Origin of the sequence: Pseudomonas sp. Ag1, assembly GCF_000278565.1 — a bacterium.
GTDB lineage: Bacteria > Pseudomonadota > Gammaproteobacteria > Pseudomonadales > Pseudomonadaceae > Aquipseudomonas.
In genome coordinates, this window is the sequence record NZ_AKVH01000100.1 from 1 (window position 1) to 12,611 (window position 12,611).

General features: G+C 62.1%; 10 protein-coding genes. 5 read left to right on the forward strand and 5 right to left on the reverse strand.

The features are described from left to right. Window positions 1-27: 27 nt before the first annotated feature. Window positions 28-1,044 carry an IS30 family transposase gene (locus A462_RS15475; protein WP_008435491.1) on the reverse strand — a complete coding sequence of 339 codons (1,017 nt, stop codon included), beginning with the start codon at window positions 1,042-1,044 and terminating at the stop codon, window positions 28-30. A 124-nt stretch (window positions 1,045-1,168) separates the two neighbouring features. Next, complete coding sequence (locus A462_RS15470; protein WP_003214151.1) at window positions 1,169-1,543, reverse strand: tetratricopeptide repeat protein; 375 nt, start codon at window positions 1,541-1,543, stop codon at window positions 1,169-1,171. 175 nt (window positions 1,544-1,718) lie between these two features. On the opposite strand from A462_RS15470, the gene pyk reads away from it, so the two are divergent. Then, window positions 1,719-3,170 carry a pyruvate kinase gene (pyk, locus tag A462_RS15465; protein ID WP_003214149.1) on the forward strand — a complete coding sequence of 484 codons (1,452 nt, stop codon included), beginning with the start codon at window positions 1,719-1,721 and terminating at the stop codon, window positions 3,168-3,170. 199 nt (window positions 3,171-3,369) lie between these two features. Here the strand turns inward: pyk and A462_RS15460 are convergent, their stop codons facing one another. Then, complete coding sequence (locus tag A462_RS15460) at window positions 3,370-4,119, reverse strand: enoyl-CoA hydratase-related protein (RefSeq protein ID WP_003214147.1); 750 nt, start codon at window positions 4,117-4,119, stop codon at window positions 3,370-3,372. 30 nt (window positions 4,120-4,149) lie between these two features. Then, the gene (locus tag A462_RS15455; RefSeq protein WP_008435492.1) at window positions 4,150-5,082 is read right to left on the reverse strand and encodes an iron-sulfur-binding ferredoxin reductase; all 933 of its coding nucleotides are present in this window, start codon (window positions 5,080-5,082) and stop codon (window positions 4,150-4,152) included. A 216-nt stretch (window positions 5,083-5,298) separates the two neighbouring features. On the opposite strand from A462_RS15455, the gene A462_RS15450 reads away from it, so the two are divergent. The 4 genes from A462_RS15450 (at window position 5,299) to A462_RS15435 (ending at window position 11,734) form a co-directional block, all read left to right on the forward strand. After that, window positions 5,299-6,822 carry a fumarate hydratase gene (locus tag A462_RS15450; RefSeq protein WP_003214142.1) on the forward strand — a complete coding sequence of 508 codons (1,524 nt, stop codon included), beginning with the start codon at window positions 5,299-5,301 and terminating at the stop codon, window positions 6,820-6,822. Between the two features lie 217 nt (window positions 6,823-7,039). Continuing rightward, complete coding sequence (locus A462_RS15445) at window positions 7,040-8,806, forward strand: ATP-binding protein (RefSeq protein WP_008435493.1); 1,767 nt, start codon at window positions 7,040-7,042, stop codon at window positions 8,804-8,806. After that, window positions 8,800-10,125, forward strand: a complete 1,326-nt coding sequence (locus tag A462_RS15440) for a sigma-54-dependent transcriptional regulator (RefSeq protein WP_008435499.1) — start codon at window positions 8,800-8,802, stop codon at window positions 10,123-10,125. Before A462_RS15445 ends, A462_RS15440 begins: the two co-directional genes overlap by 7 nt. Window positions 10,126-10,414: 289 nt before the next feature. Next, a complete protein-coding gene (locus tag A462_RS15435) occupies window positions 10,415-11,734 on the forward strand; it encodes an MFS transporter (RefSeq protein ID WP_008435500.1) in 1,320 nt (439 codons plus the stop codon). Between the two features lie 62 nt (window positions 11,735-11,796). Here the strand turns inward: A462_RS15435 and A462_RS15430 are convergent, their stop codons facing one another. Next, window positions 11,797-12,552 carry a COG4705 family protein gene (locus tag A462_RS15430; protein ID WP_008435501.1) on the reverse strand — a complete coding sequence of 252 codons (756 nt, stop codon included), beginning with the start codon at window positions 12,550-12,552 and terminating at the stop codon, window positions 11,797-11,799. Window positions 12,553-12,611 lie beyond the last annotated feature (59 nt).

The window sequence follows — 12,611 nt, forward strand, 5'->3', positions numbered from 1 at the left end:
CGGTTGCAGGAGCTGAGTGCAACACAGTTACTGGATTGAGGCGGGAGCCTCGTGATGCTTGGCCATCAGCTCGGTCATGACCTCGATGGGGCACTTGAAACCGAAGCGCTTACGCGGTCGGATGTTCAACTCGTAGGCAATCGCATCCAACTGCTCTTGGCTGCACACCGACAGATCCGTGCCCTTGGGCAGGTACTGGCGGATCAGTCCGTTGATGTTCTCATTGCTGCCGCGCTGCCAGGGGCTGTGCGGGTCGCAGAAGTAAATTGCCACCCCGGTCTTCTGGGTGATTTCCGCGTGACGCGCCATCTCCCGCCCTTGGTCGTAGGTCATGCTCTTGCGGGCCGCCAGCGGCATATGGTTCAGCGCCGAACTGAAGCCTTCCACGGCCGAGGTCGCCGTCGCGTCTTGCATCTTCACCAGCATCAGGTAGCCGCTGGTGCGTTCGACTAGCGTACCCACGGCCGATGCGTTGGCTTTGCCCTTGATCAAGTCGCCCTCCCAATGTCCCGGCATCACGCGATCCTCGATCTCCGGCGGACGCACATGGATGCTGACCATGTCCGGGATCTGGCCACGGCGATCTACGCCGCCAGAACGCGGACGGCGGGAGGTTTTGCCTTGCCGCAGGCAGATGATCAGCTCCTTGCGCAGTTCGCCGACCGGCAGGGCATAGATCGCGTTGTAGATCGTCTCGCGGCAGACGTAGGCGTCTTCGAAGCTTGGGGATTTCATGGTTCGCAGCTTGCCGGCAATCTGCTCGGGAGAAAAGCGCTGTCGCAGCAGGTGGGCGACCAGCTCGAACAATTCGTTGCCGGGCACCAGCTTTTGCCGGGGCCGGCAGGGCAATCGACGATCGCGCATGGCTTGTTGGGCATGCTGGGTGGTGTACTCACCCCGGGCATCACGATTGCGACGGATCTCGCGACTGATCGTTGAGGGGCTGCGGTTGAGCATTCGGGCAATGGCGCGCTGGCTCATGCCACGCAGCAGACTGACCTGGATATCGGAGCGTTCTTCAACGCTGAGTTCGTGATAAGACATGGCAACACCCTACCGGAAAGGTCAGGTGTTGCACTCAGTTTTTGCCGCCGCCAACTTATACAAACTGACATTCAAAGATTAGCCCAAGACTGGCAACGAGCCAGCTATGGCATGACAAATATCATCACAACGACGCCGGCCGCGGCTGGGCAACGCTCGCGCCGGGGTAATGCCCCAGTTGCTGCAGGGTATCCAAACGGGCACGGGCACGGAATGCGTACTCGCTCGCCGGGTACTGGCTGATGATGAACTGATAGGTTTGCGCCGCATCGACAAACAGCTTCTCGCGCTCCAGGCACTGCCCGCGCAACATCGAGACTTCCGGTTGCACGTAGCGCCGGGAACGGCTTTCACGGTCGACCTGGGACAACTCAAGGGTGACCCGCTGGCAATCGCCCACACCGTAGGCGCGGTACGCATTGTTCAAATGATGGTCCATCGACCAACGGGTGCAGCCGACAACACTGACGGCCAGGGCAGCAATGATCACGATTCGCATGGGGGTTCTCCTGTCTTGTGCAGTGTATCGACCCTTCATCGAAAATCTTCAAGGTTGTTCATCTGTTCATGCAGAGTGAAAACAAGCGAATCATCGATAAGTAGTGCAAACGAACAATGACTACAACCAAAGAGCATAGTAGCCTTCCCCAGCGCTTGAACTCAGGAGTCCGTGCATGTCCGTCCGTCGTACCAAAATCGTCGCCACCCTTGGCCCGGCCAGTAACTCGCCGGAAGTCCTCGAACAGCTGATTCTGGCTGGCCTGGACGTTGCCCGTCTGAACTTCTCCCACGGCACCCCGGACGAGCACAAGGCTCGCGCCAAGCTGGTGCGTGACCTGGCCGCCAAGCATGGCCGCTTCGTGGCGTTGCTGGGTGACCTGCAAGGCCCGAAAATCCGTATCGCCAAATTTGCCAACAAGCGGATCGAGCTGAAGATCGGTGACCAGTTCACCTTCTCCACCAGCCATCCGCTGACCGAAGGCAACCAGCAAGTCGTGGGTATCGACTACCCGGACCTGGTGAAAGACTGCGGCGTGGGCGACGAACTGCTGCTGGACGACGGCCGTGTGGTAATGCGCGTCGACACCGCCACCCCGACCGAACTGAATTGCACCGTGATCATCGGCGGCCCGCTGTCGGACCACAAAGGCATCAACCGTCGCGGCGGTGGCCTGACTGCCCCGGCCCTGACTGAAAAAGACAAGGCCGACATCAAGCTCGCCGCCGAAATGGAAGTGGACTACCTCGCGGTATCCTTCCCGCGCGACGCCGCCGACATGGAATACGCCCGTAAACTGCGCGACGAAGCCGGCGGCACTGCTTGGCTGGTGGCGAAGATCGAACGCGCCGAAGCCGTGGCCGATGACGAAACCCTCGACGGCCTGATCAAGGCTTCCGACGCCGTGATGGTTGCCCGTGGCGACCTGGGTGTGGAAATTGGTGACGCCGAGCTGATCGGTATCCAGAAGAAAATCATCCTGCACGCACGTCGCCACAACAAGGCGGTGATCGTTGCGACCCAGATGATGGAGTCGATGATCCAGAACCCGATGCCAACCCGTGCCGAAGTGTCCGACGTGGCCAACGCCGTGCTTGACTACACCGACGCCGTGATGCTTTCAGCTGAAAGTGCGGCTGGCCCGTACCCGCTGGAAGCCGTGCAGGCCATGGCACGCATCTGCGTCGGCGCTGAAAAGCACCCGACCAGCAAGACCTCCAGCCACCGTATCGGCAAGGTCTTCGAAAGCTGCGACCAGAGCATCGCCCTGGCGGCCATGTACACCGCCAACCACTTCCCGGGTGTGAAAGCGATCATCGCCCTGACCGAAAGTGGCTACACGCCGTTGATCATGTCGCGCATCCGTTCCTCGATCCCGATCTACGCGTTCTCCCCGCACCGCGAAACCCAGGCCCGTGCGGCCATGTTCCGCGGCGTCTACACCGTACCGTTCGACCCGGCATCGCTGCCGCCTGAGCAAGTCAGCCAGGCCGCGATCGACGAGTTGCTCAAGCGCGGCGTCGTGGAGAAAGGCGACTGGGTCATCCTGACCAAGGGTGACAGCTACCACACCATCGGCGGCACCAACGGCATGAAGATCCTGCACGTTGGCGACCCAATGGTCTGAGTGACCGCTCGCTGAAAAACAAAAGCCCTGCCATGTGAATGGCGGGGCTTTTTGCATTGCAAATTGGCTTGTGTGTTGGCTTTACTGGCCTATTCGCGAGCAAGCCCGCTCCCACATTTGATCGCGTACATCCTGAAGAAACACGGTCGAATGTGGGAGCGGGCTTGCTCGCGAAGACGGCCGACCAGTCAACGCTCATTCATCTCCGAGTGATAAACCCCGACAACGCCGCAATCGCCTCCGGCGACTTCAACCTCTGGGTAAACAACGCCCCCTCCTCCTCGATCACCTTGCGCAACTGCTCGCGATCAACGCTTTTCATCAGATGCTTGCTGACTTGCACCGCGCCCGGCGCCAGGGTCTCAAACCGTCCAGCAATTTCCCGTGCCTTGGCCAGGGCCGATTCACCGCTGCCCAATGCCTCGGTGGCAATGCCCCAGGCGGCAGCCTGTTCGCCGGTAAACCCTTCACCCAGCAGCAGCAACTCCGCCGCCTTGGCGTGCCCCAGCAATCGCGGGAGGATCAAGCTGGACCCAAACTCCGGACACAGCCCCAGGTTGACGAACGGCATGCGCAACCGTGCATCCCGGCTGACATACACCAGGTCACAATGCAGCAGCAGCGTCGTGCCAATTCCCACCGCCACGCCCGCCACCGCCGCAATCACCGGCTTGCGGCAGTTGAGCAAGCTGCGCATGAAATTGAAGACCGGGCTGTCGAGATCCGCCGGCGGTTGTTCGAGGAAGTCGCCAATATCGTTACCGGCGGTGAAGCACTCGCTGCTGCCCTGGATCAGCACGGCATTCACGCTGGTATCGGCATCCGCCTGCTCCAGCGCCTCGGCCAATTGGCTGTACATGGCGCGGGTCAGGGCATTTTTCTTGTCCGGGCGATTGAGCTGCAAAATCAGCAACCCGCGTTCGCGTTGCTGCAGGATGGCATCGGTCATGACAAATCTCGCGGCTGGGAAATTCAGCGCTCAACCACGGGGCAGGAACACATCGGCCAGCAGTTGATTGCGCGGCAGTCCGGCCAGGAACAGGCGCTTGGAAAAGGCCTCGACACTGGCCGGGTGCCCGCAGAGTAAAGCCAGAGTTTGCCGGGAAACAAGCCGCAGTTGCGCCAACGCCTGCGTCACCTCAGCCGCTGTCCATAGCTCAACGGTCACGTTCGGATGCGCACCAGCCAGCTGGGCCAATGGCCCGGCGAGGTAATGACCGCCCGCGTCATGGGCCAGGTGAATGACCCGGATGGCGCCCTGGTGATCATGGCGCAAGGCCTCGCGCAACACGCCCCATAGCGGGCCGAGTCCGGTGCCCGAGGCCAGCAGCCAGAGCGGCCGCGATTGCCAGTCGGGGTCGTACTGCAAGGCGCCGCCCCGCAATTCGCCCAGGCGCAGGCTGTCACCGGCCTTGAATTGGCGGGCGGCGTCGCTGAATTCGCCGGGCAGGCGGCAATCAATGTGAAATTCGAGAAACGGATCTTCCTGGGGCAGGCTGGCCAATGAATAAGGCCGCGCAACGCTGCCGGCCCACAACACCAGATGCTGCCCCGCCCGGTAGCGCAAGCCGCGTTCGGGTTGCAGCCGCAAGCGCAGTACACTCGGGGTCAACCAATCGACGCTCAGCACCGTCGCCGGCAACCCGTCACGCAGCGGGTCGAAGGCTTCGACGTGCAAGTCACCTGCGACCTGGCACTGGCACGCCAGGCGCCAGCCATCCTGGCGCTGCGCCGGGCTCAGGGCATCCGGCTGGTTGTCCTGGATATCCCCCTGGCAACGCACCAGGCAGGCATGGCAGCTGCCGGCGCGGCAACTATAAGGCACGGCCACGCCCGCCTGGTTCAGGGCATCCAGCAGGTTGCTGCCGGCGGCTACCGACCAGTGGCGTTCACCGACGTGAAGTTCAGGCATCAAGGGTCTCGGATCAAAAAGGCGTCTACAGGGAATCACGCCCGGTAGAGTTTGACCATAGTCGGGTGTATCGGCCACCGTGGCGGGTTATACTGCCGCGCCTTTTTAGCGTCGCGCCTGCACCACTTTGGCGTGCCTTGGAAAGGTGGCTTCAGCCGACCGATGCAACACTGACGCCACCTTTATTGAATGTTCCCTTATAGAGGAGCGCGACTCATGACCGTGATCAAGCAAGACGACCTGATTCAGAGCGTTGCCGACGCCCTGCAATTCATTTCCTACTACCATCCCGTTGACTTCATCCAGGCGATGCACGAGGCCTACCTGCGCGAAGAATCGCCAGCGGCCCGTGACTCCATGGCTCAGATCCTGATCAACTCGCGCATGTGTGCCACCGGCCACCGCCCGATCTGCCAGGACACCGGGATTGTCACCGTATTTGTACGTGTAGGCATGGACGTGCGCTGGGATGGCGCCACCATGAGCCTGGACGACATGATCAACCAAGGCGTGCGCCAGGCCTACAACCTGCCGGAAAACGTCCTGCGGGCTTCGATCCTCGCCGACCCGGCCGGTGCGCGTAAAAACACCAAGGACAACACCCCTGCCGTGATCCACTACTCCATCGTCCCGGGTAACACCGTGGAAGTGGACGTGGCCGCCAAGGGCGGTGGTTCCGAGAACAAGTCGAAAATGGCCATGCTCAACCCGTCCGACTCGATCGTCGACTGGGTGCTCAAGACCGTTCCGACCATGGGCGCCGGCTGGTGCCCACCGGGCATGCTTGGCATCGGCATCGGCGGCACCGCCGAGAAAGCCGCGGTAATGGCCAAGGAAGTGTTGATGGAATCCATCGACATCCACGAGCTGAAGAAGCGCGGCCCGTCCAACCGTATCGAAGAGATGCGCCTGGAGCTGTTCGAGAAGGTCAACCAACTGGGCATCGGCGCCCAGGGCCTGGGTGGCCTGACCACCGTGCTCGACGTGAAAATCATGGACTACCCGACCCACGCGGCCTCGCTGCCGGTGTGCATGATCCCCAACTGCGCCGCCACCCGTCACGCGCACTTCGTGCTCGACGGCTCGGGCCCTGCATCGCTCGAAGCGCCACCGCTGGACGCCTACCCGGAAATCGTCTGGGAAGCCGGCCCGTCGGCCCGTCGCGTCAACCTCGACACCCTGACCCCGGAAGACGTGCAGAGCTGGAAGCCGGGCGAAACCGTGTTGCTCAACGGCAAGATGCTCACCGGTCGCGACGCCGCGCACAAGCGCATGGTCGAGATGCTGAACAAGGGCGAAACCCTGCCGGTGGACCTCAAGGGTCGCTTCATCTACTACGTCGGCCCGGTTGATCCGGTGCGCGAAGAAGTGGTGGGGCCTGCCGGTCCGACCACCGCCACGCGGATGGACAAGTTCACCCGCCAGATCCTCGAGCAAACCGGCCTGTTGGGCATGATCGGCAAATCCGAGCGCGGCCCGACCGCTATCGAAGCGATCAAGGACCACAAGGCGGTTTACCTGATGGCAGTGGGCGGCGCGGCTTACCTGGTGGCCCAGGCCATCAAGAAATCCCGCGTCGTGGCGTTCGCCGAGCTGGGCATGGAAGCGATCTACGAGTTCGACGTGAAAGACATGCCGGTCACCGTTGCCGTTGATAGCAAGGGCGAGTCGGTACACATCACCGGTCCTGCCATCTGGCAGAAAAAGATCAGTGAAAGCCTGGCGGTTGAAGTGCAGTAAGCATTTCCCCTGCAAGGATAAAAGGCGACCACTACGGTCGCCTTTTTTTGTTTCATGCACCTCTCACTGTGGCGAGGGAGCTTGCTCCCGCTCCAGTGCGCAGCGCTCCCATTTTTTTGGGGCCGCTACGCGCCCCAGCGGGAGCAAGCTCCCTCGCCACAACAGCCATGCGCCTCGTGCTATGGTGCTCGCCCCTAATTGCACTGTTCATCTTCGTATGATTGCGATTCCCCGTCCGCTGCGTTTGACCTTCTACTCCTTGCTGATCATCGCCGGCGCGGTACTGGCTGCCGCCCTGGCTACCCGCCACGCCGAACGCCTGGCCCTGGTGGATGACGCCGCCCGCGCCAATCAGCAGCTCATGCTTTATGGCAACTCCCTGCACACCCTGATCGAACGCTACCGCGCCCTGCCCGCCGTGCTGGCCCTGGACTCGGAAATGATCAGCGCCCTGAAGGGCCCGCTGGACACCGCCACCCAGGATTTGCTCAACCGCAAGCTGGAGCGCATCAACGGCGCCGCCCAGTCCTCGACCCTGGAACTGATGGACCGCAACGGCCTCGCCGTGGCCGCCAGCAACTGGAACCTGCCCAGCAGTTATGTGGGGCACAACTACGCGTTTCGCCCGTACTTCAGCCAGACCCTGAGCCAGGGCACCGGGCGTTTTTATGCAGTGGGGGTGACCACCGGGATTCCGGGGTATTTCCTCTCCAGCGCGGTGGTCGGCGAGAACGAACAGTTCCTCGGTGCCATGGTGGTCAAGCTGGAGTTCCCGGAACTGGAGCGCGAGTGGGCCCAGGGCAATGACCTGCTGCTGGTCAGCGATGCCCGGGGCATTGTGTTTATCGCCAATCAGCCGGGCTGGCGCTACCGCGCGCTGCGTCCGTTGTCGGACAGCGACCACGCCGAACTCAAGGCCACCCGCCAATACGACAAGAAACAATTGCTGCCGCTGGACACCGAAGCCTTGCAGCGCTTTGACGAAAACAGCCACCTGATGCGCGTCGACGGCCCCGACGGCAAGGCCAATTACATTTGGGAATCCCTGCCGCTGAAGGCCGAAGGCTGGACCTTGCACCTGCTGCGCAAGCCACAATTTGCCTTTGAAGACCAACGCAACGCCGGCCTCGCCGCCGCCGGCTCATGGCTGGCGCTGGTGTTCCTGGTGCTGTTCCTGACCCAGCGCTGGCGCCTCGCCCGCTTGCGCCAGCGCAGCCGCGAAGAACTTGAACAACTGGTGGAAGAACGCACCCGCGCCCTGCGTACTGCCCAGGATGGCCTGGTGCAATCCGCCAAACTGGCAGCGCTGGGGCAGATGTCTGCCGCCCTCGCTCACGAAATCAACCAGCCATTGACCGCCCAGCGCATGCAGTTGGCGACTCTGCGGCTGCTGCTGGACCATGGCCGGGTGGACGACGCCTACCAGGCCCTGACCCCGCTGGACGACATGCTCACACGCATGGCCGCGCTCACCGGCCACCTCAAGACCTTCGCCCGCAAGAGCCCCAGCGGCCTGCGCGAACGCCTCGACCTGGCGACGGTGGTGGACCAATCCCTGCACTTGCTCGATGCGCGCCTGCGGGACGAAGCCATCGGCACCGTACTGGACCTGACCCGCCCCGCCTGGGTACGCGGCGACGCGATCCGCCTCGAACAGGTGCTGATCAACCTGCTGCGCAACGCCCTCGACGCCATGGCCGACAAGCCACGCAAGCGCCTGGAGATCCGTCTGCACGCCGATCAGCAGCTATGGCACCTGACCGTCAGCGACAGCGGCGGCGGGATTGCCGAGGAAAACCTCAACAGCGTGTTCGACCCGTTCTTCACCACCAAGCCGGTAGGCGACGGGCTCGGCTTGGGACTCGCCGTGTCGTACGCTATCGTCCACGAACTTGGCGGGCGCCTGAGCGCCGGCAATCAAGGTGACGGGGCGATCTTTACCCTGACCTTGCCCATCGCGCTGGAGACGCCAGACCTATGTTGAATGCGGTGATTGTGGTCGACGACGAAGCCAGCATTCGCACGGCCGTCGAGCAATGGCTGAGCCTGTCGGGCTTTGAGGTGCAGTTGTTCGGCCGCGCCGAAGAATGCCTGGCGCAATTGCCGAGGGACTTTCCCGGGGTGATCCTGAGCGACGTGCGCATGCCCGGCCTCAGCGGCCTGGAGTTGCTGGCTGAAGTGCAGCGGCGTGACGCCGACCTGCCGGTGATTCTGCTCACCGGCCACGGCGATGTGCCGATGGCCGTCGAAGCCATGCGCGACGGCGCCTACGACTTCCTCGAAAAACCCTTCAGCCCCGAAGCCCTGCTCAGCAGCCTGCGCCGGGCGCTGGACAAGCGCGGGCTGGTGCTGGAAAACCGCCGCTTGCATCAGCAGGCCGATCACCGTGCCCAACTGGAATCGAGCCTGCTGGGGGTGTCCCGGGGTTTGCAGAACCTGCGCCGGCAAGTCCTGGACCTGGCCGGCTTGCCGGTCAATGTGTTGATTCGCGGCGAAACCGGCAGCGGCAAGGAGCTGGTCGCCCGTTGCCTGCATGATTTCGGCCCCCGGGCGAAGAAGCCGTTTGTGGCGCTGAACTGCGCGGCGATTCCCGAGCAGCTGTTTGAAGCCGAGCTGTTCGGCCATGAAAGTGGCGCGTTCACCGGCGCCCAGGGCAAGCGCATCGGCAAGCTGGAATACGCCAATGGCGGCACGCTGTTTCTCGATGAGATCGAAAGCATGCCGCTGGCCCAGCAGGTGAAATTGCTGCGGGTGTTGCAGGAGCAAAAACTCGAACGGCTCGGTTCCAATCAAAGCATCAAGGTGGACTTGCGGATCATCGCCGCCACCAAACCCGACCTGCTGGACGAAGCTCGCGCCGGGCGTTTTCGCGAGGATTTGGCCTATCGCCTGACCGTCGCACAACTGCGCCTGCCACCGCTGCGGGAACGCCGGGAAGACATTCCCCTGCTGTTCGAGCACTTTGCACAAAGCGCCGCCGAGCGCCTGGGCCGCAACTTCGCGCCGCTGAGCGGACCCGCGCTGGGGCGCCTGCTCAGCCATGACTGGCCGGGGAATGTGCGGGAGCTGGCCAATGCCGCGGAACGCCAGGTGCTGGGGCTGGGTGAACCGGAACCGGAAGGCATCGAAGCCGGGCAATCGTTGGCGGCTCAGCAGGAAGCATTTGAAGCCCATTGCCTGAAAGCCGCGCTGACCCGGCACAAAGGCGATATCAAGGCGGTGCTGGCCGAGCTGCAACTGCCACGGCGCACCTTCAATGAAAAAATGCAGCGCCATGGCTTGGCGCGGGATACGTTCCTCTAACCCGATCGTTCCCACGCTCCGCGTGGGGATGCAGCTCTGGACGCTCCGCGTCCGCCCTTAAAATCGTGACGCGGAGCGTCACAGGATGCGCTCCCACGCAGAGCGTGGGAGCGATCTTCGTCGGCGGTTTTCCGCTCATCCCCCTTGATTCATCAGCAATTTTCCGCTCAAAAATTTCCGCAAACCCTTCTAGACCGGGCCTTCATCGGCTTGGCACAGCTCCTGCTATAGCCCAGCCAGGCTGCGCTACCGCGCGCTCCACAAAAACAATTAGATGAAGGATCCTTAAATGGATAACTCCAACTCCCTGCCTCTGGGGTCGGCGACTGCGCCGGCAAAAGGACGCACCACCTCCAGCCGTATCAAGTCGATCTTCAGCGGATCGGTCGGCAACATGGTCGAGTGGTACGACTGGTACGTCTACGCGGCTTTCTCCCTGTATTTCGCCAAGACCTTTTTCCCGAAAGGCGACACCACCGCCCAACTCCTGAACACCGCCGCGATCTTCGCCGTGGGCTTCCTGATGCGCCCGATCGGTGGCTGGCTGATGGGCCTGTACGCCGACAAGGTCGGGCGTAAAAAGGCCTTGATGGCGTCGGTCTACCTGATGTGCTTCGGCTCGCTGCTGATTGCCCTGAGCCCGGGCTATGAAGCCATTGGTATCGGTGCGCCGATCCTGCTGGTATTCGCCCGTTTGCTGCAGGGCCTGTCGGTCGGCGGTGAATACGGCACCTCCGCCACTTACCTCAGCGAAATGGCGACCAAGGAACGTCGGGGCTTCTACTCCAGCTTCCAGTACGTGACCCTGATCTCCGGCCAGCTCATCGCCCTGGCGGTATTGATCGTGCTGCAACAATTGCTGACCACCGAACAACTGTACGACTGGGGCTGGCGTATCCCGTTCGCCATCGGCGCGCTGTGCGCGGTAGTGGCGCTGTACCTGCGTCGTGGCATGGAAGAAACCGAGTCGTTCACCAAGAAAGAAAAGGCCAAGGAAAGCGCAATGCGCACCTTGATGCGCCACCCCAAGGAACTGATGACCGTAGTCGGCCTGACCATGGGCGGCACCCTGGCGTTCTACACCTACACCACCTACATGCAGAAATACCTGGTGAACACCGTCGGCATGAGCATCTCCGACTCCACCACCATTTCGGCGGCCACGCTGTTCCTGTTCATGTGCCTGCAACCCATCATCGGCGGGCTGTCGGACAAGGTTGGCCGCCGGCCGATCCTGATCGCCTTCGGCGTCCTCGGCACGCTGTTCACCGTGCCGATCCTCACCACCCTGCACACCATCCAGACCTGGTGGGGCGCGTTCTTCCTGATCATGGCGGCGCTGATCATCGTCAGCGGCTACACCTCGATCAACGCCGTGGTGAAGGCCGAATTGTTCCCCACCGAAATCCGCGCCCTGGGCGTTGGCTTGCCCTATGCACTGACCGTGTCGATCTTCGGCGGCACCGCTGAATACATCGCGCTGTGGTTCAAGAGCATTGGTATGGAAACCGGTTACTACTGGTACGTCACCGCGTGTATTGCGGTGTCGCTGTTGGTGTATGTGACCATGAAGGACACCCGCAAGCATTCGCGGATTACTACGGACTAAGGGTTCGGCAGGCGTAAAAAAAGGGCCATATCAGTCAATGACACGGCCCTTTTTCATTGCCCTCAAGACAGCTCGGCAGCCGCCTGGCGTCCATACCGACGCTGGGCATACGCCGCCCCGGCAATCATCACCACCAGCACCGCCGCCAACACGGCCGACGAGCCGATGGTGCCAAAGTCCAGCCCGCCCTTTTCATGGGGTTTGGTCAGGAAGTCACCCAGGGTTGCGCCGAACGGCCGGGTCAACACAAACGCCACCCAGAACAGCAGCACCGACGAAATCCGCGTGAAGTATTTAAGCAACACCACCACCGCGATACTCGCCCCGATCAGCAACGCGCCACCAGCGAACCCCAGCCCGGAATCATCCGCGAGGAAATCACCCAGCGCCGTGCCCAGGGTGTTGGAGAACAGAATCGCCATCCAGTAGAACAGCTCACCGCGAAAGGTCTGCACCTTGTTCACGTTCAGCGAGTCGCCGCTGATACGCCACAGGGCAAAGATCGCCACCAGGATCGACACCAGAATCATCGAGCCCGTGGCATAACCCAGCCCCAGCGTGCGGTCCATAAAGTCCGACATGGTGGTGCCGGCGGTGCTGGTGGACAGGATCACGATCCAGTACAGCACCGGGTTGTAGGTTTTCGACCAGAGTTGCGTCACCAGAGTGACCAGGAACACGCTGATCAGGATCATCGAGCTGATGGCGTAACCGACATTCAAGGTCATCGACAGCAAGTCCCCGGCGGTTTCGCCCAGGGTCGTGGCGCAGATTTTCGTGACCCAGAACGCCAGGGTGATCTGAGGAAGTTTGTTCATTGTGCAGAAGGCTCCAAAGGCTCAGTCGTTCAATCGGTCGACTTATAGGGGGTGTCGAC